Annotated in this window: 24 protein-coding genes and 2 riboswitches; of the genes, 4 read left to right on the top strand and 20 right to left on the bottom strand. The window is 28.4% G+C overall.

Features of this window, described 5'->3' with window-relative positions; translation table 11 throughout:
* Nucleotides 1-74: 74 nt before the first annotated feature.
* The 4 genes from gcvH to M2214_RS05985 form a co-directional block, all read right to left on the bottom strand.
* A complete protein-coding gene (gene gcvH, locus M2214_RS06000) occupies nt 75-461 on the bottom strand; it encodes a glycine cleavage system protein GcvH (protein WP_248483786.1) in 387 nt (128 codons plus the stop codon).
* A gap of 100 nt (nt 462-561) precedes the next feature.
* Entirely contained in the window at nt 562-1,668 is a 1,107-nt protein-coding gene (gene gcvT / locus M2214_RS05995) for a glycine cleavage system aminomethyltransferase GcvT (RefSeq protein WP_248483784.1), read from the bottom strand.
* 138 nt (nt 1,669-1,806) lie between these two features.
* A riboswitch (glycine riboswitch) is annotated at nt 1,807-1,887 on the bottom strand.
* 3 nt (nt 1,888-1,890) lie between these two features.
* A riboswitch (glycine riboswitch) is annotated at nt 1,891-1,993 on the bottom strand.
* Nucleotides 1,994-2,266: 273 nt separating this feature from the next.
* Nucleotides 2,267-3,436, bottom strand: a complete 1,170-nt coding sequence (nagZ, locus tag M2214_RS05990; protein WP_248483782.1) for a beta-N-acetylhexosaminidase — start codon at nt 3,434-3,436, stop codon at nt 2,267-2,269.
* Nucleotides 3,437-3,468: 32 nt separating this feature from the next.
* Nucleotides 3,469-4,071 carry a methyltransferase gene (locus M2214_RS05985; protein WP_248483781.1) on the bottom strand — a complete coding sequence of 201 codons (603 nt, stop codon included), beginning with the start codon at nt 4,069-4,071 and terminating at the stop codon, nt 3,469-3,471.
* Nucleotides 4,072-4,317: 246 nt separating this feature from the next.
* Here M2214_RS05985 and M2214_RS05980 point away from each other — a divergent pair, with 246 nt between their 5' ends.
* Nucleotides 4,318-4,614, top strand: a complete 297-nt coding sequence (locus M2214_RS05980) for a hypothetical protein (RefSeq protein WP_248483779.1) — start codon at nt 4,318-4,320, stop codon at nt 4,612-4,614.
* 141 nt (nt 4,615-4,755) lie between these two features.
* On the opposite strand, the gene M2214_RS05975 is transcribed toward M2214_RS05980, so the two are convergent.
* Both M2214_RS05975 and M2214_RS05970 read right to left on the bottom strand, forming a co-directional pair.
* A complete protein-coding gene (locus tag M2214_RS05975; RefSeq protein ID WP_248483777.1) occupies nt 4,756-5,451 on the bottom strand; it encodes an RluA family pseudouridine synthase in 696 nt (231 codons plus the stop codon).
* Between the two features lie 40 nt (nt 5,452-5,491).
* Nucleotides 5,492-6,724: an MFS transporter gene (locus M2214_RS05970; protein ID WP_248483775.1), complete on the bottom strand. Its 1,233-nt coding sequence runs from the start codon at nt 6,722-6,724 to the stop codon at nt 5,492-5,494.
* Nucleotides 6,725-7,004: 280 nt separating this feature from the next.
* Here M2214_RS05970 and cooS point away from each other — a divergent pair, with 280 nt between their 5' ends.
* On the top strand, nt 7,005-8,918 hold the full coding sequence (cooS, locus tag M2214_RS05965) for an anaerobic carbon-monoxide dehydrogenase catalytic subunit (protein WP_248483773.1): 1,914 nt from the start codon (nt 7,005-7,007) through the stop codon (nt 8,916-8,918).
* Between the two features lie 47 nt (nt 8,919-8,965).
* Here the strand turns inward: cooS and M2214_RS05960 are convergent, their stop codons facing one another.
* Both M2214_RS05960 and M2214_RS05955 read right to left on the bottom strand, forming a co-directional pair.
* Nucleotides 8,966-10,300, bottom strand: a complete 1,335-nt coding sequence (locus tag M2214_RS05960; protein WP_248483771.1) for an aminotransferase-like domain-containing protein — start codon at nt 10,298-10,300, stop codon at nt 8,966-8,968.
* A 226-nt stretch (nt 10,301-10,526) separates the two neighbouring features.
* Complete coding sequence (locus tag M2214_RS05955; RefSeq protein WP_248483770.1) at nt 10,527-11,297, bottom strand: hypothetical protein; 771 nt, start codon at nt 11,295-11,297, stop codon at nt 10,527-10,529.
* Between the two features lie 132 nt (nt 11,298-11,429).
* On the opposite strand from M2214_RS05955, the gene M2214_RS05950 reads away from it, so the two are divergent.
* On the top strand, nt 11,430-11,747 hold the full coding sequence (locus tag M2214_RS05950) for a hypothetical protein (RefSeq protein ID WP_248483768.1): 318 nt from the start codon (nt 11,430-11,432) through the stop codon (nt 11,745-11,747).
* Between the two features lie 59 nt (nt 11,748-11,806).
* Here M2214_RS05950 and deoD read toward each other — a convergent pair whose 3' ends face one another.
* The 3 genes from deoD to amrA all read right to left on the bottom strand — a co-directional run bounded on the left by deoD (nt 11,807) and on the right by amrA (nt 15,206).
* Nucleotides 11,807-12,520 (bottom strand): purine-nucleoside phosphorylase, encoded by a 714-nt coding sequence (deoD, locus tag M2214_RS05945; protein ID WP_248483766.1) that lies wholly within the window; start codon nt 12,518-12,520, stop codon nt 11,807-11,809.
* A gap of 266 nt (nt 12,521-12,786) precedes the next feature.
* A complete protein-coding gene (gene amrS, locus M2214_RS05940; protein ID WP_326521607.1) occupies nt 12,787-13,782 on the bottom strand; it encodes an AmmeMemoRadiSam system radical SAM enzyme in 996 nt (331 codons plus the stop codon).
* A gap of 23 nt (nt 13,783-13,805) precedes the next feature.
* Nucleotides 13,806-15,206, bottom strand: a complete 1,401-nt coding sequence (amrA, locus tag M2214_RS05935; protein ID WP_248483764.1) for an AmmeMemoRadiSam system protein A — start codon at nt 15,204-15,206, stop codon at nt 13,806-13,808.
* A 158-nt stretch (nt 15,207-15,364) separates the two neighbouring features.
* Between amrA and M2214_RS05930 the strand changes: the two genes are divergently transcribed.
* Nucleotides 15,365-15,994, top strand: a complete 630-nt coding sequence (locus M2214_RS05930) for a phosphoribosyltransferase (RefSeq protein ID WP_248483762.1) — start codon at nt 15,365-15,367, stop codon at nt 15,992-15,994.
* A 100-nt stretch (nt 15,995-16,094) separates the two neighbouring features.
* On the opposite strand, the gene M2214_RS05925 is transcribed toward M2214_RS05930, so the two are convergent.
* From M2214_RS05925 to hisD, 9 genes are all read right to left on the bottom strand, one after another.
* Nucleotides 16,095-16,760 carry an aspartate/glutamate racemase family protein gene (locus tag M2214_RS05925; protein WP_248483760.1) on the bottom strand — a complete coding sequence of 222 codons (666 nt, stop codon included), beginning with the start codon at nt 16,758-16,760 and terminating at the stop codon, nt 16,095-16,097.
* A gap of 473 nt (nt 16,761-17,233) precedes the next feature.
* Nucleotides 17,234-18,037, bottom strand: coding sequence for a histidinol-phosphatase HisJ family protein (locus tag M2214_RS05920; RefSeq protein WP_248483758.1), 804 nt, complete (start codon nt 18,035-18,037; stop codon nt 17,234-17,236).
* Nucleotides 18,037-18,660, bottom strand: a complete 624-nt coding sequence (gene hisIE, locus M2214_RS05915; RefSeq protein WP_248483756.1) for a bifunctional phosphoribosyl-AMP cyclohydrolase/phosphoribosyl-ATP diphosphatase HisIE — start codon at nt 18,658-18,660, stop codon at nt 18,037-18,039. The genes M2214_RS05920 and hisIE overlap by 1 nt, the downstream gene beginning before the upstream one ends.
* Before the next feature lie 10 nt (nt 18,661-18,670).
* A complete protein-coding gene (gene hisF, locus M2214_RS05910; RefSeq protein WP_248483754.1) occupies nt 18,671-19,429 on the bottom strand; it encodes an imidazole glycerol phosphate synthase subunit HisF in 759 nt (252 codons plus the stop codon).
* Nucleotides 19,411-20,130: a 1-(5-phosphoribosyl)-5-[(5-phosphoribosylamino)methylideneamino]imidazole-4-carboxamide isomerase gene (gene hisA / locus M2214_RS05905; RefSeq protein WP_248483752.1), complete on the bottom strand. Its 720-nt coding sequence runs from the start codon at nt 20,128-20,130 to the stop codon at nt 19,411-19,413. The genes hisF and hisA overlap by 19 nt, the downstream gene beginning before the upstream one ends.
* Entirely contained in the window at nt 20,127-20,729 is a 603-nt protein-coding gene (gene hisH, locus M2214_RS05900; RefSeq protein ID WP_248483750.1) for an imidazole glycerol phosphate synthase subunit HisH, read from the bottom strand. The genes hisA and hisH overlap by 4 nt, the downstream gene beginning before the upstream one ends.
* A complete protein-coding gene (hisB, locus tag M2214_RS05895; RefSeq protein WP_248483748.1) occupies nt 20,730-21,308 on the bottom strand; it encodes an imidazoleglycerol-phosphate dehydratase HisB in 579 nt (192 codons plus the stop codon). It lies immediately after the preceding gene.
* Nucleotides 21,295-22,347 (bottom strand): histidinol-phosphate transaminase, encoded by a 1,053-nt coding sequence (gene hisC / locus M2214_RS05890; RefSeq protein WP_248483746.1) that lies wholly within the window; start codon nt 22,345-22,347, stop codon nt 21,295-21,297. Before hisC ends, hisB begins: the two co-directional genes overlap by 14 nt.
* An 11-nt stretch (nt 22,348-22,358) precedes the next feature.
* Nucleotides 22,359-23,639: a histidinol dehydrogenase gene (gene hisD / locus M2214_RS05885; protein ID WP_248483744.1), complete on the bottom strand. Its 1,281-nt coding sequence runs from the start codon at nt 23,637-23,639 to the stop codon at nt 22,359-22,361.

Here is a 23,639-nt window from a genome sequence, read left to right as displayed (position 1 = left end):
CTTTATATAAAGTGAAACTTAATTCAGATGGAGTTTAACCCATCTGAATTTTTAACTTTCGGAGAAACTAATTTCTAATGGCTTTCACTTTCACAAAACTCCTTATATCCATCATTACTCATTAAGCTCTCTAATTCTGATAAATCACTAATTTTTACTTTTAATATCCAGTTTTCATAAGGATTACTATTTAAAAGTTGAGGTGTAGTTTCTAACTCTTCATTCACCTCTATAACAGTTCCTGAAACTGGCATATAAGAATCTGATGCAGCCTTAACAGATTCAATAACTCCAAATGCCTCTCCAGCATCCAATTCATCATCTATCTCAGGCATTTCCACGTAAACGATCTCCCCTAGGGCATGCTGAGCATAATCTGTAATCCCTATACAAACTTCTTCTCCCTCTACCTTAATCCACTCATGATCCTTTGAATAATAAATTCCTTCTACTATTTTCATAATAAATTCCTCCTTAATATTTTTATAATCATGATTATTTTTAGAATATTCTGAATATATTTCGCGTAAATGTATTAACTTTTTCAACTTAGTTAAGTTCTTATTTCTTATAGTTTTTAGTGTAAAATCTCTTACTTACCACTTCGGCCTTTAAAATTCTTTTTCTAACCTTTATTTCAATGGTTGTACCTAGTTTTGAATACTCTATAGGAACCATGGCAAACCCTATATTCTTCTTAACTGTAGGAGCCGCATATCCAGTAGTTACAAATCCTACTTGCTTTCCATCTGCCCATACTTCATAACCATGTCTAGGTATTCCCTTATCTATCATTTCAAAACCTACTATTTTTCTCTTTAATCCATCTGCTTTTTGTTTAACTAAAGCCTCTTTTCCTATGAAATCATCTGTCTCTAACTTTACAAAGAATCCAAGCCCTGCCTCTAGTGGAGTTATATCTTTAGATAACTCATTCCCATAAAGAGGTAATGCAACTTCAAACCTTAAAGTATCCCTAGCTCCCAGTCCCACAGGTTTTAATCCTAGATCTTTTCCTACTTCCATAAGTTGCTCCCATAAATACTCTGCTCTGTCATTATCTAAGTAAATTTCAAAACCATCTTCTCCTGTATACCCCGTTCTTGAAACCAAACAACTAACTCCAGCTACATCTACATTTCTTCTACAGTAGAAAAACTGTATTTCTTTTAAATCCGTATCAGTTAGTTTTTGTAGAATTTCTTGAGCATTAGGTCCTTGTATTGCCAATTGACATACTTGATCAGATATATTCGTAAGTTCTATATCATACTTATCTGAGTTTTTATTCATCCACTCAAAATCCTTATCTATATTACCAGCATTTATCACAAGGAAAAAATGTTCTTCATTGAATCTATATACTAACAAATCATCTACTACCCCACCGTGTTCATAACACATAAAGGTATACAATACTTGATTATCTTCAAGAGCAGATACATCATTAGTTACTAAATTCTGTACAAATTTAAATGCATCATTACCTTTAACTTCAACTTCTCCCATATGAGATACATCAAATAGACCAGCCTTATTTCTAGTAGCCTCATGTTCTGAAGTTATACCCTCATATTGAACTGGAAGCTGCCACCCTGAGAAATCTATTATCTTTCCTCCATACTTCTCATGGGTCCCAAAAAGAGCAGTTCTTTTAAGATTTGACATTTCATTTCTCCTCCTTAAAATAATTTTCAATATGTATATCTAATATGATTCTCATATTATACCTAAAAGACATAGTCTTATTCTTTGCATAAAAAAGAGAGATATAAAGGCATGACGATTTTCACTGCCTTTATACCCCTCTGTCCTTTTTTACCTGAGAGATTTTACACACTATGGTGTATTTCCCCTTCGGCGTGGAAACAATCCAACTTTCCAGAGACCCATCAGATAACGATACTTTTGCCTGAAAGTTTCTATGAAAATTTGGCTTTTTTTCATATTGCTTCTTCGGCTATCTTTTAAAGATATCTCACGCTACCCTCATTTGGATAATCATATTTAATATTTGTCTTTATATTATATTACTTTTCTGAATATTTCAACAATTGATATTAACTTAACAACATATAAAAATACAGATTTATAAGTATACATTTACCATAATATGTATTTATTTTGTCAACTAATTACAACACCTATAATTTTCACCATCAAATTCTTGTTCAATTTATAATATTCATAAAATTCGTTTATTTTTTTATAATATTAATTTCTATTTTTTAATTTAAGCTTAAAAGTTAGTAGTTTTTTTGACATTCTAAATATCATGTAAATTATATTTTCTCTTTAATCTAATAATTCTTTTTACACTTTCATCGATTCTTTCTATACTAATTTCTCCACTATTAACAGCTTCTTTTAAACCTTCTAATGCCTCAATTTGCTTTTCTTTAGTATGACACATTAAAATAATGTCAGCCCCTGCTTTGATAGCTTCGACTGATGCGTCTTTAGTCCCATAATTATTTGCAATAGCACCCATTTCCATATCATCTGTAATTATGATTCCATTAAAATTCAATTCATTTCTTAAAATATCAGTCAATATTTTTTTAGATAGAGTAGCTGGTTTGTTACTTTTATCAATATTAGGTAAGACTATATGAGCTGTCATTACTGCATCTGCTCCTTTATCAATAGCTTCTTCAAATGGAATTATCTCAAATTCATCAAGCCTTTGTTTGTCGTGATTTACAACAGGAAGTCCTATGTGAGAATCTACCTTTGTATCGCCATGGCCAGGAAAATGCTTTACAACAGAAATAACATTTGCATCTTGAAGTCCTTTCATAGTAGCAGTACCCAATGTCTTAACTATTTCAGAATCCTTTCCAAAGGATCTATCTTTTATAACTGTATTTTTAGGATTGCTATATATATCAAGTACAGGTGCAAAATCCATATTAAACCCAAAATTATTAAGCTCTGTTCCTATTTGTTTACCTATTTTATAAGATAGGTCTTTATCATTTTTTTCACCTATTACTTTATTAGATGGAAATTTTGTGCTTCCTTCAGGTAATCTTGTAATTCTTCCACCTTCCTCATCAACTGATATAAACAAAGGTAATTTATTTTTTGAATTTATATTTTTTATACTATTATTTAAATTTAAAAGCTGATCTGCATTTTTTATATTACGTTTGAATAGAATAACTCCTCCTACTTTGTAATTTTCCAACAAATCCCTGAAATCCGAATCAACTTTATATCCATTAAAACCTACTATTATCATTTGCCCTAATTTTTCTTCTAAGGATAAACTGTTCATAGTATCATTTATTTTATTTTCTTCTAATTCTTCTTTAGTTAACACCTTTTGTTTATTTTCTTCAACTTTTTCCACATTACCATCATTTTTTATATTTATAAAGATAACTGTTAGTGCTAATAATATTAATGTAATTCCAATAAGTATCTTTTTCATAGCTACTCTCCTTTTATGACGTGCTCAGTATATTAAAATCTATATATTAAAAATCTCTCACTACTATCGCTCTTATATAAATCTTCCACTATAATCTCATCTATTAATACAAACGGTGTATTGTTTTCTAAATAATATATATAATCATCCGATGGATAATATAAGATCAATTCTACTCTTCTTTCATATTCTTCTACTGATAGTAAAATATTATCTATAATTTTTCTAAATATCTGTATAGAAAACGGATTAAAAAAATAAAATTTATTATCTATCGGTTTTATATTATACTCTTGAGCAAAGCAACATAAAAAATTAATCTTATCTATATTTTTTCTATATTTTTTCACATAGCTATACTTATTAGCAGTAGCTTCTAAATGTAAATCTTTGTCCATTTCTACCCCTATAACATTTGAATTATAAAAATAATTTATGTAAAATGCGAGCCTTCCCTTACCGCATCCAAAATCAACAATATTATCATCACTTTCTAATTGATATTTCTTAAATAGTACTTCAAGTGCAGAATATAAAGTAGCCTGGTATGGATGATAATGAATTGAATTTTTATCCCATTTTTGATCTCCTGTTGTTTTTATATTTAATAAATTTTCATAATATTTTTCTTTCATTTAATTTCCTTTCTCATTTGAATAATTATAATATCAGTTCAAATTTGTATGATTATTTGCTTGTTAATATTATATACCATAAGTATATATCTTTACATAAAAACACTTCATATTTCGACAAGTGTTTTAGATTCTATGTTATAGATAAACAGATTTATCTAATCGTGAAAAGAGATCGTAACATATGAATAAATTTTATATATAGTAGCATAATAATATCAAGAAAATCAGCTTGGAGGTTATAAGATGAATAATACAGAAACATTTTTAAGCGAGATAAAAAGTGATTTAGACAATTTAGATGTTGGATCTTTAAATCTAGAAAAAGTATATATAGATGAAAAGGATAAAAATACTAGTAATGGTATAGAAATTCAGTGGTACGGTGAAGCATCAGATGGACATTATGATGTAGTGGATAGTGATTTATATACAGCCAAAGCACGCCAAAAAATAAGAGCTAAGTTAGAGAATATAACGTTTAAAGTAAATAAAGCAGCAAAAAAAGGTTTAATTCAAGATGAACGAGAATTATGGAGTTAACCTATACCTATCTATCTTTTCCCAAAATATAAATCTCCCAATAATTCTAGGGAGATTTTATAAATTTAAGTATAGTAACTGCTATTTCATCAATAATAATTTTTTTTATTTATAGCATAAATAGCAGCAATTTTATATTCATTAGTCTACAAACAAAGAAAAAGGATATTCATTATGCGGTTTTAATTCAAATTTGCATACCCTTTTATCCTTTGGATGAATAAATTCTATACTCTTAGCCCATAAAGCTATTTGAGTATATCCTTTCATTTTAACAAATCTTTTATTATATTTATTATCTCCCCATAAAGGCATATTTGCATTTGAGAATTGGACACGTATTTGATGATGTCTTCCTGTTTTAAGATTTATTTTTACAAGACTTAAAATTCCATCTTCATTTGTGTTAACACGATCTATAACTTCATATTCTAAAATTGCTTCCTTAGCATTTTTATTTTCTTTAGAAACCACCTTAGACATATTAATTCTGCCTGTTTTTAAAAGATAGTCTCTAAATGTTCCACTTTTTTCATCTGACTCTCCACAAACTACAGCATAATATTCTTTTTTTAAACTTTTATTTCTTATTTGCTCAGATAAATTTGCATTCGCTTCTTTTGTTTTTGCAAATATCATCAACCCTCCAACAGGTCTATCCAGCCTATGTACTAACCCTACATAAGGATTTCTAGCTTTAGGATAGCAAATCTTAATATGCTCTTTTATCATAGAAAGCATGTCCATATCATTTGTTTTATCCCTTTGAGAAGGTACTTTTGGCGGCTTTTCTACTACTAAAATATAACTATCTTCATAAACTATGTTCAGTTTCATAATATTTTTCTCCCTTTTTAATACTTTTGTTTTTAAATTACTAACAATTTCTCAATTTAATAAGTTTATCATCTTTTACTTTACTAGCTACATATAAATTCACTAAAGAAAGTGAAGCCGCTAGAAAAAATATATATTGTGGTCCCCATAAACTCCAGATAACCCCACCTAAGTAAGCACACATAATTGAAACTATATGGTCTAAGCTAAGCCCTAAAGACAATGTAGGTGTAATATCAGAAGTTTCCACAGCTATAGAGCGTAAATAAATTGTTCTTATCATACCCATTTGAGTAGACATTTTATCAAAGATAAACACCATATAAGCTAAAAATAGAGGAACACCTATAGTAGCTAATTTTCCTGTTGAAAATCCAGCACTCAATAATCCATAAACCAAATAAACAACAATAAAAGATAAAGCATCAGCATAAAGTAACTTCTTAATTCCAAATTTATCAATCCATCTACCAACAGCAGGAATAAAAAATACACCTATGAATGAACCAATAATACTTAAAATTGCTAAAGTATCCGCTCTTTTATTTAATATATCAATCAGCACCCAAGGTCCATAAACAATCATTATCTGTTTTTGCACACCCCACATAACCACTAAAATATAATAATACTTATATTCTTTTCTAAAAACAAAATTGACCTTCTTATTGCTTTTTATTGGCTGATCAATTAGCTTTTCCAAAACAAAAAATAAAATAAGTACAGCTCCTAAGATACATGCTGATATAATGAATATCCACTTCATCTTACTTGTAAAGCTAAAAAAACCTACTCTAAATCCAACAAAAACCACCATGCTCGCTAATACAGTAAAAATCGTTGCTACCCCTTTATATTGTCCTACTTTCTTGCCTATATTCTCATCTTTAATTAGTGACATACCTATACTATCTTGTATCGGCATAAACATGTGCATTCCTAGGGAATTGATAAAAACAAAAATCAACATAATTGTAAAAGGCGGTGTAAAAAAGCCTAATGTTCCTATACCTATTATACTTAATAATTGTGCTACCATAGCAATGCGAATATCTGAAAACAATGATAATGATGCAATAATGACTATAACAAGTACTCCTGGTAATTCTCTTGGAAATTCTATAAGACCCCTTTGATATGCTGTAATTTGATAAGCATCTTTAAAGTAATTAGAAATAACATCACTACTAAGACCTAAACCAAGCGCCGTAAGTGCAATAATTAAATAGTAAACCAATTGAACTTTACTAATATTTTCAAGCTTTTTAAACATTTCGTTCTATCCTCTCATTTCATATTTTTGTACAAAGCAAATAACGCTTAACAACAATATTACTTTCTCCCAATTAGTATAATATTTGTAATTAAAAAAGTAAACTATTATTAAATTATGAATATACTAATTTTTAGTTTCCCTAACATAAGCCTACTAAATCTGTATTAATACACATATGTTTTTCTTTTCTTGATTGTAATCTCATTTACTTATTATACTAAAAACAACAGGGGTATAGTTTTTTTTCAATAAAAGATTCTAAAGGGGGATAATTAATATGGAAGAAAAAAATTATTCAATTGATACTGCAACACAAGAGCTTATTAAAAAGGCTAAATCAGATAATGTTGAAACTATCTGGGACAGAAAAGCTGCTATGAAAACACCTTGTGGATTTGGTGAAAAAGGGCTTTGTTGTAGAATATGTGCCATGGGTCCTTGTAGAATAAGTCCTGTAGAGGGCAAAGGTGCTCAAAAAGGTATTTGTGGAGCAACTGCAGATGTTATAGTCGCTAGAAATTTAGCTAGAATGGTAGTTGGAGGAACAGCAACCCACTCTGATCACGGAAGAGATATAGCTCATGTTTTACATATGTCAAGTCCAAATGGAAACTATAAAATAACAAACGAAGAAAAACTTTTGAATCTGTCCAAAGAATGGGGAGTAAAAATAGAAAATAGAGATATATATGATATAGCTCATGAAGTTGCAGAAATTGCATTAAATGAATTTGGAAAACCTTTTGGAACTTTAAGATTTTTAGAAAGAGCTCCCGAGCAAAGAAAAAAAGTATGGGAAGATAACGATATAAGAACTGGCGCTATAGACAAAGAAATAGCAACAATAATGCATTCAACTCATATAGGATGTTGTGCTGATGCACAGAGTTTAATTCATAAAAGTATGAGAGCTTCACTTGCTGACGGTTGGGGTGGTTCTATGATAGGTACAGAATTTAGTGATATATTATTTGGAATTCCAGTACCAAGAGAAACGGAAGCAAATCTAGGAGTTTTAGAAGAAGATCAAGTAAATATAATAGTACATGGACATGAACCTTCTTTATCTGAAATGATGGTTTTAGCATCAGAAGATCCTCAACTTCTAGAACTTGCAAAAGAAGTTGGTGCAAAAGGAATAAATTTAACTGGAATGTGCTGCACATCTAATGAAGTTACAATGAGACACGGTGTTAAAATAGCAGGAAATTTAAATCAGCAAGAACTTGCTGTATTAACAGGAGCTGTAGAAGCTGTAATAGTTGATGTTCAATGTATATTCCCCGCACTTGCACCACTTACAAAATGTTATCACACTAAATTTATAACCACATCACCAAAAGCTAAAATCACAGGAGCAGTTCATGTAGAATTTGAAGAAGAAAAAGCATTAGATTCAGCTAAACAAATAGTTAAAGAAGCTATTTTAAACTTCAAAAATAGAAAAAAAGAAAAAGTATTCATACCTAAAACTAAATCTCATGCAACAGTTGGATATAGTGTAGAAGCTATAATAAATCAACTAGACAAAGTAGTGAATTCTGAACTAGATGAGACTGGAACATTAAAACCTCTTGCTGATTGCATTACTTCAGGTGTTATAAGAGGAGCAGCAGGAGTTGTTGGATGTAATAACCCAAAGGTAAAACATGATTATGGACACATAAATCTTATGAAAGAACTAATCAAAAATGATGTTCTAGTTGTAACTACAGGTTGTGCAGCTCAAGCTGCAGCAAAAGCTGGACTTATGAGTAAAGAAGCTAGAAAACTAGCGGGTAAAGGTCTTGCACAAGTATGCGAACTTGTAGATATACCACCGGTACTTCATATGGGATCATGTGTTGATATAAGCCGAATACTCGTATTAGTATCGGAGCTAGCTAAGTTTTTAAATTTAGATATAAGTGACTTACCAGTAGTTGGAGCTGCTCCAGAGTGGATGTCAGAAAAAGCTATTGCAATAGGAACTTATATAGTTACATCTGGTATAGATACATGGCTTGGTGTAGCACCTCCTATAACAGGTAGCAAAAATGTTGTTGACATATTGACTAATAAAGCAGAAGATATAGTAGGAGCTAAATTCCATGTTGAACCAGATCCATATAAAGCAGCAAAGCAAATGGTTGAAAGGATAGAAGAAAAACGTAAAGCTTTAGGAATATCTGTTGAAACTATAAAAGCTTAATACTATGAATTCAAAGTAAACCTAGTACTAGATCAATATAGCTAGGTTTACTTTTTTTGATTTAGAAAATAATTATATATATTAAGCATCCCTTCTTTTATTTGTTTATTATTAGTTTTAGAAATACTTATTTTTATTAAATCCGTTTCATGCTTTTTTTCCAAATAACTTTCTCGAACATCTTTAATGATAATTTTGTTTTTTTCCAATTTCGAAAGAGTAATATCATAGTTGATAGGCTTATATGATTTTAAAGAAAGAAAAAAACCCGTATGAGGAACATTTACACTTAAAATATCAGGATCAAAATTATTACAAATACTTTTTAAATATTCCATACGTTCTTTGTATATCTTCATTAATCTCATTTTAGAGCGTTTGAACATTCCATTATTAATATAAATTTCTAAAGCTCCTTGAGGAAGAATAGAAGTGTGAATATCCGTTAACTGCTTATATTTCAAAAATTTATATACTAAAGTTTCTGGTAAAACTACTGCTGCAATCCTTAATCCAGGTAATAAAATTTTGGAAAATGTTTTTATATATATTACTCTATTGTTGTTATCTAGTGAATACATTGAATCGTTTCTTGAATCTGTCTCTAAGTCTACTAGATAATCATCTTCTAAAATATACACATCATATTTATTAGCTAATCTTAAAATCTCTTTTTTTTGATTAATTGAATAACTACTACCAGTTGGATTATGAAATCTAGGAACTATATAGAAAAATTTTATATCTTCTTCTTTAAAAACCTTTTCTAATTTATCTAAGTTTATGCCATTAAATTCTCTACTTATTCCAAGAGTTTTAGCAGAATGTAATTGTAAATTTTTAATCATTCTATCATATGTAGGGTTTTCAACCAAAATAGTATTTTTCCCATTAGGAAACTGTAAATTAATTAGTATACTTGCTGCCTGTTGAGACCCTGATGTAACTACAATTTGAGATGATTTACAAAACACCTGATAATCTTGAAGATATTTTCTAATAGCCTCAATCAAGGTAGGTAATCCCTGAGTATCTCCGTAACAGAATAAATCCGTTTTATATTTATCCATGGCCTTATCTAAACAGTGGTGAAATTCATCATAGGGAAGTATATTTATATCAGGAAGTACAGTTGAAAAATCTATCTCAGGTTTTTCTTTCACTTCTTTTTTATATTTTGAAACTAAATAATACCCACTTTTAGGAACAGAATATATATAATGTTCCTGTTCTAATTCTTTATATGCCCTAACAACAGTTAAGGTGCTGCATTTAAATTTATCTGCAAGTAACCTTACAGAAGGTAATTTTTCCCCTGTTTTTATTTTTTTTGTCTGTGTTAAATCTTTTATATAATCAATAATCTGAGTATATTTATTCAAATTAATCCCCCACCCCTGTATATATTAATAAAAATATAGTTTTTAACATATTATCTCTTCTATATTTATCTCTAATCTTCCTTTTCAGAACTATTTTTTTATTAATATATTAACCTAATTATCTAATATTCTGTAATTTGATAAGTATCTTTAAAATAATTAGAAATAAAATCGTTACTAAGACATAAACCAAGCGCCGTAAGTGCAATAACACTTAAGTTTCGCTTTATTTACCTTCTAATTGTTTACGAACTCTTTCGTAACGATTTTTAGCATGTTTATTCATTTTAAATCTTGCTAAATTTGCATCTACATCATATATTTGTGGTTTTAGACTATTATATGTGTTCCCCCACCTGAGGTATGGAGCAACATCATATATAAAATGTTTTATTATATCATCTGGATCTGCGTAATTATATGTTCCCATATTAATTTGATCATTTTTTTCTGTTAGCAATTCTCCATTCTTATTGTAAACAGCTTCAAATTTCCCATCATGTGATACAAATTTCAAATTAAATTCTCCATACTTACCGTACATGTGAAATACTGATTTTTCTGGTTCTAATAAACGCCATTTTATTTTTTTAGGAAGATTTTCATTAAGTTTCAACATTTCTTCTAATGTTCTGGGAGCTCTATTTAATAAATTTCTTAAATAATGTAACTCTTTATCTACTTCTCCATGCTTAATCACTAATTGATTAATTTTTCTACAAATCCTATTCCAATTAACTTTATTAATCTGATTAAGTTGATCTTTATAAAAATTAAAATCTTTCATTATTTTGTTTAATGCTAAGTCATATCGTTCTGTCTTTTCTACAATTTTATCAATTTTCCTAATGTAAGTTGGTATATCAATAGTAAATTTCATGTTTGGTGATTCCATATATTCTAATCTATTATATTCATATTGCTGCAGTACATTAATCTTTTGAAATAAATTTCTAAACGACCCATTACAATAAGGAATTAAATATAATTTATACATTTTTTCCTCCTAATAATATATATATCATAACATTATACGTATTGTAACAATATAAGTTACTTGACAAATATATTTATCACCAAAAGACAAGCTTTGAATATAATGTAGTAAAAAAAGGAATGAGGTGTTTTCATGTCATGTAAATTCAAAAAAATAAAGCATAAAATTGATGAGTTAAAAGATGATTTATGTGATTTTGGAAAAGAATTATATGAAGAAATAAGCGATGAGTGTTTTTGGCCTCCAATTAATAGCTTTGTTGGCGTTACACTAATGACTCCAAGCGGCATTATAAAAAATATTTCTGGGCGTTTCTGCGGTGAACAAAAAAATGATTGTGCTTTTGGTTTAATCGTATATCAAAATGGTAAATTTACTTTACTATCAATAGAAAAAAAAGATGTAATAACAATTAAAGTATTCCCTCGTTGCCCTTATTCTCCTTGTTAAAAAAAGGTAACTGTAACTTAGAAAATAATTTTTCAAGTTATAGTTACCTTATAATTTTATTATTCAGCCATTTCTAAAGCAATTTTCATCATGTTTGTAAATGATTCTTGTCTTTCTTCAGATGTAGTTAATTCTTGAGTTACTAAATTATCTGAAACTGTTAATAAGCAAGCTGCATTTTTTCCTAATACGTTTGCATTATGGAATAAAGCAAATGCTTCCATTTCTACTACAGTACATCCATGATTGTTATTAATCTCCTTGTATTCCTCAAAGTTCTCACGATAAAATACGTCAGATGAGTGAATTCTCTCTTTATGTATTTTTATTCCTAAATCCTCCGAAATCTTTTCTAACTTCCCATTTAGTTCAGAAGATGCGGCAATTACATCTTTGTCATATCCACCTTGAACTTTAGCAAATGTTGATTCACTCCAAGCATCATTAGCTAATATTACATCATATAAATTTAAGTCAGCGGTATAAGCTCCACATGAACCAATTCGTATAATATTTTCTACTCCATAAAACTTAAATAGCTCATATGAATAAATACCAATGCTTGGCATCCCCATACCGCTAGCCATTACAGATATTTTACGTCCTTTATATGTTCCTGTATATCCAAATACATTTCGTACATTATTAAATTTTTCAACATTTTCTAAAAATGTATCAGCAATAAATTTTGCACGTAATGGGTCTCCTGGCATTAATACTGTTTTTGCAATAATTCCTTCTTCTTTTACTTCAATATGTGCTGTTGGTATCATATTGAACCTCCTTATAGTAAATATTTAAATTAACTTAATAATTATCTCAACATAGTATTATTTTGATGTTTCTGTTATATATTACCCTAAATCATAATAAAATTGCAAATTTTTAAGGTAACCTAATTAAAATCAAGTTACCTTTACTTTATAATATAGTTATTCTATCAATCTTACTGCTATATACATAATGTTGACTTACGTTCTGTAAAACATTAATAAAGGAAGGGAACTAGTATCCCTTCCTTAGTTTATTTTGAATCTTTTTAAAGTATTATTTTTGTATCATATCCACATGATGGGCATATATTATCGTCTATATAGATATTAGATAAAAAACCATTTCGCTTCACTATAAGCTTACTACATTCAGGGCAGTAAGTAGAATTGTCAACATTAGCTACATTTCCTAAATATACATAATTTAAATGTTTTTGTGCAAGTTCTCTTCCTTTTAACATTACCTCTATTTCTGTAGGAGGACGATTCATTTTATATGTTGGAAAATAACGAGATAGATGCAACGGAATATTTTTATCCAAACTTCCTAAATAACAAGCAATTTTTTCTATTTCTTCTTTAGAATCATTAAGATCATTTACTAATAATGTAGTTATTTCTACATGACATTTTTTGTATGCTTCTTCAATTGTTCTAAGTACTGCTTTAGAATCTCCTCCACATATTTTTTTATAATAATCTTGATCAAAAGATTTTAAGTCTATATTCATAGCGTCTACATAAGGTAAAAGCTTTAATAGAGGTTCATGTTTTATATATCCATTAGTTACAAGAACTATACTTAGATCTTCATGCTTTTCTTTGAGCTTCTTTGAAGTTTCATATACATACTCATACCATATAGATGGTTCATTATAAGTGAAGGCTATACCTACATTATTCTTTAAGTTTGAGCATATCTCTATTAATTTATCAGAAGATACATATTCACTTTTAGGTTTATCATGTGCTATTGAATAATTTTGGCAAAATCCACAGGAAAAATTGCATCCAAAGCTTCCTACTGATAGTATATTTTTCATCGGTTTAAAATGATAAAGAGGCTTTTTCTCTATAGGATCATCTGCCATGGCTGTTATTTCTCCATAATTTATAGTTTTAAGAATACCACCTTTATTTGTTCTAACAGAACATAAACCAAACTTATTATTACCTATAATGCAGTTATGGGGACATAAAAAGCACTTTATTTTATCACTATATTTTTCATAAAATAATCCATCATGTAACAAAAATATCACCTACATTCCAATATTGTTAACTACTATCTATGTCTTATAACTTCAAATTTTTCAATAGTATAATTTTCATAAGAAGATATCCCTGCTTTTTGAAGTACAATATCAAGCTGTTGATCTACAGTATCTACTCCTTCTAAGTCAGGAAGTAACAATCCTGATTTTAATCCACTTCTTACTATTACACCATATCTTTTAGGATCAAGATCTTCTTTTAAAGCTTCTTTAGGTTCTGTAAGTACATCTACAGAAAAATCTAATTCTTCTAACTCTTCTTCTGTTACAGGATTAAATCTAGGATCATGTTCTCCAGCTTCTATAGCATTTCTAATGATTTCCTTAGCTACATTTTCTGTAGTTGGAAAAATAGTTCCTATGCATCCTCTTAATTGACCTTCTTTTTTTAATGATACGAAAACTCCTCTTTTATTTTCTTTCATTTCATCTGTTGCATACGAAGGTATATCCATATACTCTCCATATATCAAATAATGAGTTAAACTTTCACGAGCAAGCCTTACATAGACACCTTCATTTTTTATTTTGTCCGTAAATCTTTTTGTCTTTTTTTCTATCAACTGATTATAAGTATCTTTATTACTATCTTTAATAGAAAAATTCATAACAGAGTAACCCACTCCAAAAGTTCCTTCATAAGCCAAAAGATTACCTTTAATATTATATCCATTCATTGAACCTAACATAATATAATAGGATCTAAGCCCACACTCACCTGCTTTTTCAATAGTAGTATGATCCATATTAAATACTTCAAAAACATCTCCATTTTTTAGTAAAGATATAATTTCTTTATCAAATTTCTCACCATAAGGGCTGTATTCATATGGTCCATCATCAGTAAGTTTGTGTGATAAATCACCACTAGCAATAAATACTGCATTAGTATTGCTATCTTCTACAGCTTTTTTTATACTCATACCAAATTTATAAAGCTGCATTTTAGGCAGCATTCCATATGTTATGTGAACTACTTTATAGCTTGAATATTTCTTATTTATAAAATATAAAGGTACTATAGTTCCATGGTCTAATTCGTATTTAACTCCATATCTCTGTGCCGAATCTTTTGTTAGTTTTGCAGTTAAAATATTTTCTTTTTCTGAATACTTTATTATTTTTTCTGTTAAAGATACATTTATATCTAAATCTAATTTTACTTGTGAAGCTCCAAATTTCCCTAAATCTCCATATATACTATCTCCATTAGATAGAGCAACTGCATCACTAAACAACGGACCATGTGGTGTAACTATTATTATAGTATCTGGTTTAATACTATCTATCTCTTTTGCAACTTTATAACATGCCTCAGATGTTTCTTTTATTTTTTCTTCTTCTCCTCGTCCTACTTCAGGAATTATAATTGGTGGATGAGGCATTGTATAAAAAGCAGATATTTTTCCCATATTATTCACCTCTTTATATACTTTTTGCAATAATTTATATTTTTATTTCATTATATGTAAATTAATTTAAATTTTAAATTACAATGAAACAAAATTATCTGAATAATTATATAAATTCAACTTAAAATAATTTATATAATTAGAAAGAGGTTGATATCATGTTTATAGATAGAAAAGATGCAGGAAAAAAACTTTCAATAGAACTTGAGAAATATCAAGATGAAAAACCAATTATTCTTGCTGTTCCAAGAGGTGGAATAGTAACAGCCTATGAAAGCATCAAAAAATTTGGATTTGAATGGGATCTAATCATTCCAAGAAAAATTGGTTCATCTCACAATAAAGAGTTTGCAATTGGTGCAGTAACTTCAGATGGAACTTATTTTATAGATGAAAAATATGTAAATATGTTTAACATATCTCAAGAATATATAGAAAAAGAAGTATATGAACAAAAAAATGAAATCAAAAGAAGATTAAATAAATATAAAGGAAATGAAGACTTTCCTAAGGTAAAAGATAAAACAGTAATAATTATTGATGATGGAATTGCTACTGGTTTCACAATACTTGCTGCAATAAAATCAATAAAAAAGCACGGTGCAAAAAGAATTATTTTAGCTGTACCAGTAGCACCACATGATACAGTTACTTACTTAGAAGGAGTTGTAGACACAGTTATATGTCTATTAATCCCTGATGAATTTTATGCTGTAGGTTTACATTATGAAAATTTTGAACAAACTGAAGATGAAGAAGTTATTACTATAATAAATGAATTAAAGTAATGATCACTTGTAATTGTGCACTTATAAAGATTACTAAAAGGCTATGGATGATAATTTATAATTTAACCATGGCTTTTCTTTTTAGCCGACTTCACTGACCTTATAACATTTCAACTTTTTCATATATCATATCATACATTAGTTCTGCAGGATCAAGAATAGGAATCTCAGAATACTTTTTCAATTCATTGTATAAATAAGGGAAGTGAGTACATCCCAAAATAACTACATCAACTTTTATAGAATTATAAAACTCCATTACATTTCTTAATGAAAATTTTTCAACTATTTTTTCAGCAGATATACCTTTTTCTATATCCACAACTAGAGGAAGTATTCCTATTCCAATAACGTTACAATCAGAATTTACACTTTGCACAACTTTTTCAATACCTGCTGAGCTTTTATTATTAGCTGTCAGTACACCGATATTTTTAAAGTTGTAAGCAATTTTTTTATAAATACTAAGTGGAGTAATAATTCTTATATCTTCTTCGATAGACAGTTTATCCATATCAACTGAGGCACTTAGAGAATTGCAGTATATCAGTATTGTATCTATATTTTCAGATTTTATTTTTTTTATTATCTTTCTAATTTTATCGGCAAGTTCAAAAGGAGATAATATTTGAAATTTTGACTGTTCTTCAGGACATGAAGATACCGAATACCCACATGCATTAATCCCTTTTGATATTAAAAAATCCACTCCCATTTGAGTATCTATAGGAGTTCCTGCAATAACACTAACTTTCATACTATCCATATATATCACCTCATATCATTTTATATAAAATAATCGCTTGTTTTAAATAATCTATTCTATATTTTATATTTTATTCCATATACTCCATCACCAAGTAGTTTCTCCAAGGTTTCATTTTCTGCTTCAAGAACCTTTATTGTATTATCACTATTTTTTATTCTTTATGGATATGGCATCCATGATACAAACAATCCTTCATCGATAGGAACAACTTTATCTAATGTTTTCATACCATAGTACTTACATATGTTTTTAAGTAAAATATTATTAATAATAGAAAAAGAAGAGATTATATAAATATTTAACCTCTTCTTCTTGAAAAACTCTCTGAATTTTTAAACTTCGTATACTTCTTTTTGATATTTATGCAATCATTCTCCTAATCCACTACTTTTAATAAAAATGATTTAAGAATTTTATCCTCTAGCAATTTTGAGTAATTTAATATTATACAATTATTTTTACTTTAAATTTTAAATTTCAATAAAGCTTGGTACTCTATTTTTAAATTGAGCGATTTTATTTACTCCTATACCCTTAAGTATTTTTATAGTTTTTTCAAAATCTGAACATAACTCATTAGGTCTGTGTGCATCTGAACCTAATGTTATGACTTTGCCTCCCATTTCAATATATCTTCTTAATATGTCAATATTAGGATGGGTTGTTTTAAGATTATATCTAAAACCAGCGGTATTGACTTCAATACCTTTTCCTTTTTCAATAATAAGGCCTAAAATTTCATCTATAATTTTTTTGAAATCTTCATATTTTAACTCTTTATTATCAAAGTTTCCATATCTAACGATATAATCTAAGTGTCCATAAACATCATAATTATCATAATTTTCTATACAACGCTTTATACTTTCAAAATAATTCATGTAACTCTGTCTTTGAGTTTTCCCTTTAAAAAAGTCACCATTATATAAGTCCAATCCATCACAAGAATGCATAGAGCATATTACAAAATCAAAAGGATATGACTTTATAAATTTATCTAGCTTATTATTTAAATGAGGTTGATATCCTATTTCTACACCCATTAAAATTTCAATTTCTTTATATTTATCTCTTAAATATTTAATTTCTTTCATGTATTCATTATAATCAATTTCTCCCCCAAAAAGTTCATCTGGGCTATCATAATCCACATGATCTGTAAAGATAATTTTCTTTAACCCTAATTCAACAGCTTGTATAACAATATCCTCCATTTTAGCTTTACAATCAGGGGAATAATCTGTATGAATGTGACTATCTATTATAAATTGCATTATTTACTCCTCTTTTTTAGTTCATTTTTTATATCCTCAATAGTAACTTTTTCATTTACCATAAGTACTAAAAGGTGGTATATCAAATCACTTATTTCATAAACTAATTCTTCTTTATTTTTATTCTTAGCCCCTATTATAACTTCACTAGTCTCTTCTCCAACCTTTTTTAATATCTTATCTAATCCTTTTTCAAATAAATAATTAGTATAAGAACCTTCCTTAGGATTATTTTTTCTTTCTTTTATAAGTGAATATAAATCCTTTAAAACCTCATCTTTACTTTTTTCATTTTTTATTACTTCATTGAAAAAGCATGTATAACTACCAGTATGACACGCTACTCCTATTTGTTCTACAAGAATAAGAATAGTATCCTTATCACAATCATAATAAAATCCCTTTAATTTCTGTATATTTCCTGATGTTTCTCCTTTTTTCCAAAGTTTTTGTCTGCTTCTACTATAATAGCAAGCTACTTTTTCATCTAACGTTTTTCTAATAGATTCTTCATTCATATATGCAAGCATCAAAACCTTATTAGTATTTACATCTTGTACTATTACAGGTACTAATCCTTTATCATCAAATTTTATTTCCTTTGCTACATTATCAACATTCATAATCTCACTCCTAAATTCTAATTTCTATCCCTTTATCTTTTAAGTATTTTTTAAGATCTTTTATTTTAATTTCTCCAAAATGAAATACAGAAGCTGCTAGTATTCCATCAACATTTGCGTATTTTACAGCATCATAAAAGTCCTTCATATTACCAGCTCCTCCTGATGCAATTACAGGTACATTTACTACACTAGTAATTCTTTTTAAAAGCTCAATATCATATCCATTTTTCATTCCATCTTCATCTATACTATTTACAACTATTTCTCCTGCTCCAAGTTCGACTCCTTTTATAGCCCACTTTACTGCATCTAAATCTGTTTTTTCTCTTCCACCTTTTACGTATACATCCCAAGAACCTTCATAATTTTTCTTAACATCCATAGATAAAACAACACATTGCGCACCAAATTTCAAAGAAGCCTCTTTAATTAAATATGGATTTTTAACAGCAGAAGAATTAATAGATACTTTATCTGCTCCTCTTCTTAATATATCTGTGAAATCATCAATTGATGATACTCCTCCACCTACACAAAATGGAATATTTATATTCTTAGCAACCTTTGATACAAATTCTAGAGATGTTTTTCTTTCTTCATTTGATGCTGTTATATCATAAAATACAAGTTCATCAGCTCCACAATCGCTATAATATTTACCTAGAATCTCTGGACTATCTACATCTACTATATTTTCAAATTTTTTACCTTTAACTACTCTTCCACTCCTAACATCTAAGCAAGGTATTATTCTTCTTGTAAGCATTTTAAGGCCTCCTTAAGTTCTATTTTATTATCATAAAGAGCTTTTCCTGTTATGGCTCCATATATATTCATATTTTTAAGCTTTCTTATATCATCAATTGAACTTATACCCCCAGAAGCTATTATGTTTAAAGATGTTTGTTGAGATAATAATTTATATATTTCAAAATTAGGACCTTCAAGCATTCCATCTTTAGATATGTCCGTATATACTATTGTTCTGACACCTATTTCTTCAAGTTCTTTACATAAATCTATTGAATCAACCTCACTTACTACTTCCCATCCTCTAAGAGCTACTTTACCATTTTTAGCATCTATGGAAACTACTATTTTTTCTTTATACTTAGAAACCAATTTTTTCAAAAGTTCTTTATTTTCAACTGCAATAGTTCCAACTATTACCCTTTCTACTCCCATATCAATTAAGTTTTTAACCTTTTCTTCACTTCTTATTCCTCCACCTAATTGTACTGGTATTCCTATATTTTGGGCTATTTTTTCTATAGATTTTTTATTAATAATTTTTTCACTTCTAGCACCATCTAAGTCAACCAAATGTAAAAATGAAGCTCCTTCATTTTTCCACTTAACTGCCATATCAAATGGCTCATCAGAATATATATTAATCTTATCGAAATCTCCTTGAGAAAGTCTTACACATTTATTATCCTTTATATCTATTGCCGGAAAAATTATCATTTTATCATCTCCCCATATGCTTTTAATATATTTACACCCACTTGAGAGCTTTTTTCTGGATGAAATTGAATACCATAAACATTATTTTTTCTAACTATAGAAGGAATAGTTGTTCCATAGTCTGTATATGCTACAAGTTCTTCATTTGAAGAATTAACATAATAAGAATGTACAAAATACACATAATCATCTTCATTTATATATTTCAATATTTCATCATTTTTATTAAACTTTATATTATTCCAACCCATATGAGGAACTTTCAAATCTATATCTAATTTTTCAACATTTCCTTTTATAAGACCTAGCCCTTCATATTCTCCATTTTCGTAGCTTTTTTCATAAAGAAGCTGCATTCCTAGACATATGCCTATTAAGAACTTTCCTTTATCTACATGTTCTTTTATTACCGGTATTAATTCCATATCCTTAAGTGAATTTATAGCATCTCTAAATGCTCCAACTCCAGGCAAAATAATTGAGTTGGCATTATTTATTTCATCTATACTATTTGAAATTTTTGTTTCTACTCCTACCATTTCAAATGCTCTAGATACGGAGTCTAAATTTCCAAGTCCATAATCAATTATTATATTCAACTATAAAACCCCCTTTGATGACGATATTTTATCAGAAAGTATTTGCACCCCTTCATTTAATGCTCTTGAAAATGCCTTAAATACTGCTTCTATCTTATGATGATCATTTTCTCCGTATAAAACATTAATATGAAGCGTTAATTTAGCTACATTTACAAAAGCCTTAAAAAATTCTTTGAAATTTTGAGTATCCATATTTCCAAGTTTTTCTCTTTCAAAATTAACATCAAATACTAAATAAGGTCTATTACTTATATCTAAAGCTATACGGCATAAGCTTTCATCCATTGGAATGTAAAGGCTTGAGTATCTTTTTATTCCTTTTTTATCGCCTAAAGCCTTAATAAAAGCTTCCCCTAATGTTATTCCTATATCCTCTACTGTGTGGTGATCATCTACATATATATCTCCACTACACTTTACTTTCAAATCAAAATTGCCGTGAAAAGCCATTAAAGTAAGCATATGATCTAAAAATCCTATACCTGTATCAATATCAATTTTTCCACTTCCATCTAAATCTATTTCTACTAAAACCTCAGTTTCAAGAGTTTTTCTTTGTACTTTAGATTTTCTCATTTGACATTATCTCCTTTAATATTTTGATAAACATTCTATTCTCACTTTTATTTCCTATACTAACTCTATAGTAGCCTTCAAGTTCATCAGAAAATTTTCTTATTAGTATTCCATAATCTATAAGCTTTTTATATAAATCCTTTATATCTGATTTAAAAAATATAAAGTTTGCATAAGATTTATAAGCTTTTATTTTCATTTCATCTAACTCTTTATATAAAATTTCTCTTTCTTTTTTTACTTGTTCAATATACTCGAAAATTTTATCTTTATTTTCAAGAGCCTTTACTCCTATATATTGAGAAATAGAGTTTAAATTATAGGGTGATTTCACCTTATTTATAACATTTATTATTTTTTGATTAGCTATCATATATCCAAGCCTTATACCTGCAAGTCCTAATGCCTTTGATAAGGTTCTTAGAACTATTAAATTTTCATAATTTGAGATTTCATCAACCATTGAACCATCTGCAAATTCCATATAAGCTTCATCTACAACTACTAATCCATTTGTGTTTTCCAAAAGTTTTTTAATATCATTTTTATTTATTAAGTTTCCTGTTGGATTATTTGGATTGCATATAAATATAACTTTAGGATTTGTTTCTTTTGCTTTTTTTATTATTTTTTCTATATCTACTCCAAAATCTTCATTGCTTTTTACTCCTATAAATTTTGCTGAATATATTTGACTATATACTGAGTACATACTAAATGTAGGAATATGACTTAAAATAATCTCACCCTTGTCTACAAAAGTCTTTATCACAAGTTCTATCATCTCACTAGAACCATTTCCTGCTATAATATTTGAAATATCAACATTTAAATATTTCTTTATTTCTTTTTTTAGAAGATATGAATCATTATCTGGATAAAAATTCAAATTAAATTCTTCATTAAATTTGATTCCTTCTTTATATATGTCTTGCAGTAAAATATTTTTACCTTCATTTGCATCAAGCTTTATTTTAAACTCAATATTATTCGTCTTATATCCCTTTAAATTTTTTATACTTTCTTTTACTAATTCCATATTAATACCTCCTATTCAAATCTGACTTTTATGGAATTGGCATGTGCCGTTAATCCCTCATCCTCCGCAATTCTTATAATAGAATCTTTTGATTTCATTAAAGCCTCTTTGCTGTAGTATATCAATGAAGTTTTCTTTAAGAAATCTTCAACACCTAAAGGTGAAGCAAATTTAGAAGTTGAACTAGTAGGCAACGTATGATTTGGTCCTGCAAAATAATCTCCTAATGGTTCTGGAGAGAATTCTCCAAGAAATATTGCGCCAGCATTTTTTACTTGTTTATATAAGTCAAAAGGATTTCTTGTAAGTATTTCTAAATGTTCTGGTGCTACTTCATTGGCTATTTTTATTGATTCATTAATAGAATTTGTTATTATTATTGCTCCATAATTTTTAAGAGATTTCTTTATTATTTCTTTTCTTTCAAGCATTTCAACTTGTATTTTTAATTCTTCTTCTACTTTTTTCGCTATTTTTATGGAATCTGTAACAAGTATTGATGCTGCCATTTCATCGTGCTCTGCTTGAGATATTAAATCAGCAGCTATATATTTTGGATTTGCATATTCATCTGCGATTATCAAAATCTCACTAGGTCCTGCAATCATATCTATTCCTACATATCCTGAGACTTTCTTTTTAGCCATGGCAACATATATATTTCCAGGACCAACTATTTTAGATACCTTAGGTACACTTTCTGTTCCAAAAGTAAGTGCCCCTATTCCCTGTGCTCCTCCTACCTTGTATATCTTATCTACTCCAGCTATAGATGCTGCTACAAGAATAGAATCCTTTACCTTACCTTCTTTGTTCGGAGGAGTTATCATAACTATTTCCTTAACTCCAGCTATTTTTGCAGGTACTGCATTCATTAAAACAGTAGATGGATATGCTGCACTTCCACCCGGAACATATATACCAACAGTCTCTATAGGTCTTATAATTTGCCCTAAAATTATGTCTTCTCCATCATGTAATGTATAAGATGTTTTTAACTGCTTAGTGTGGTATTTTTCAATATTTTCCTTGGCCTTTAAAAGATCATTTTTTAAATCACCTGCTATATTTTTAAATGCATTATCTATTTCTTCTTGAGATACTAGAAAATCATTTATTTTCACTTTGTCAAACTTTAATGTATATTCTTTTAAAGCTTCATCTTTTCTTTTTCTTACATTAAATAAAATTTCATCCACTACTTTGTTTACTTCTTCAAATTCAAATTGACTTCTATCTAAAAGTTTTTTTAAAAAACCGCTATCTTTTATTGAATCTATTATTCTTATCAT

The organism is Tepidibacter aestuarii (assembly GCF_934924865.1).
GTDB classification, from domain to species: Bacteria; Bacillota; Clostridia; order Peptostreptococcales; family Peptostreptococcaceae; genus Tepidibacter_A; species Tepidibacter_A aestuarii.
The sequence above is the reverse complement of the archived record's forward strand: the minus strand, read 5'-3'. Positions and strand labels throughout refer to the sequence as shown.

Bases quoted from the DNA above. Each gene is read 5' to 3' on its own strand.
- gcvH (WP_248483786.1), bottom strand. From the start codon at position 461: ATGAAAATAGTAGAAGGAATTTATTATTCAAAGGATCATGAGTGGATT.
- gcvT (WP_248483784.1), bottom strand. From the start codon at position 1,668: ATGTCAAATCTTAAAAGAACTGCTCTTTTTGGGACCCATGAGAAGTAT.
- nagZ (WP_248483782.1), bottom strand. From the start codon at position 3,436: ATGAAAAAGATACTTATTGGAATTACATTAATATTATTAGCACTAACA.
- M2214_RS05985 (WP_248483781.1), bottom strand. From the start codon at position 4,071: ATGAAAGAAAAATATTATGAAAATTTATTAAATATAAAAACAACAGGA.
- M2214_RS05980 (WP_248483779.1), top strand. From the start codon at position 4,318: ATGAATAATACAGAAACATTTTTAAGCGAGATAAAAAGTGATTTAGAC.
- M2214_RS05975 (WP_248483777.1), bottom strand. From the start codon at position 5,451: ATGAAACTGAACATAGTTTATGAAGATAGTTATATTTTAGTAGTAGAA.
- M2214_RS05970 (WP_248483775.1), bottom strand. From the start codon at position 6,724: ATGTTTAAAAAGCTTGAAAATATTAGTAAAGTTCAATTGGTTTACTAT.
- cooS (WP_248483773.1), top strand. From the start codon at position 7,005: ATGGAAGAAAAAAATTATTCAATTGATACTGCAACACAAGAGCTTATT.
- M2214_RS05955 (WP_248483770.1), bottom strand. From the start codon at position 11,297: ATGTATAAATTATATTTAATTCCTTATTGTAATGGGTCGTTTAGAAAT.
- M2214_RS05950 (WP_248483768.1), top strand. From the start codon at position 11,430: ATGTCATGTAAATTCAAAAAAATAAAGCATAAAATTGATGAGTTAAAA.
- deoD (WP_248483766.1), bottom strand. From the start codon at position 12,520: ATGATACCAACAGCACATATTGAAGTAAAAGAAGAAGGAATTATTGCA.
- amrA (WP_248483764.1), bottom strand. From the start codon at position 15,206: ATGGGAAAAATATCTGCTTTTTATACAATGCCTCATCCACCAATTATA.
- M2214_RS05930 (WP_248483762.1), top strand. From the start codon at position 15,365: ATGTTTATAGATAGAAAAGATGCAGGAAAAAAACTTTCAATAGAACTT.
- M2214_RS05925 (WP_248483760.1), bottom strand. From the start codon at position 16,760: ATGGATAGTATGAAAGTTAGTGTTATTGCAGGAACTCCTATAGATACT.
- M2214_RS05920 (WP_248483758.1), bottom strand. From the start codon at position 18,037: ATGCAATTTATAATAGATAGTCACATTCATACAGATTATTCCCCTGAT.
- hisIE (WP_248483756.1), bottom strand. From the start codon at position 18,660: ATGAATGTTGATAATGTAGCAAAGGAAATAAAATTTGATGATAAAGGA.
- hisF (WP_248483754.1), bottom strand. From the start codon at position 19,429: ATGCTTACAAGAAGAATAATACCTTGCTTAGATGTTAGGAGTGGAAGA.
- hisA (WP_248483752.1), bottom strand. From the start codon at position 20,130: ATGATAATTTTTCCGGCAATAGATATAAAGGATAATAAATGTGTAAGA.
- hisB (WP_248483748.1), bottom strand. From the start codon at position 21,308: ATGAGAAAATCTAAAGTACAAAGAAAAACTCTTGAAACTGAGGTTTTA.
- hisC (WP_248483746.1), bottom strand. From the start codon at position 22,347: ATGGAATTAGTAAAAGAAAGTATAAAAAATTTAAAGGGATATAAGACG.
- hisD (WP_248483744.1), bottom strand. From the start codon at position 23,639: ATGATAAGAATAATAGATTCAATAAAAGATAGCGGTTTTTTAAAAAAA.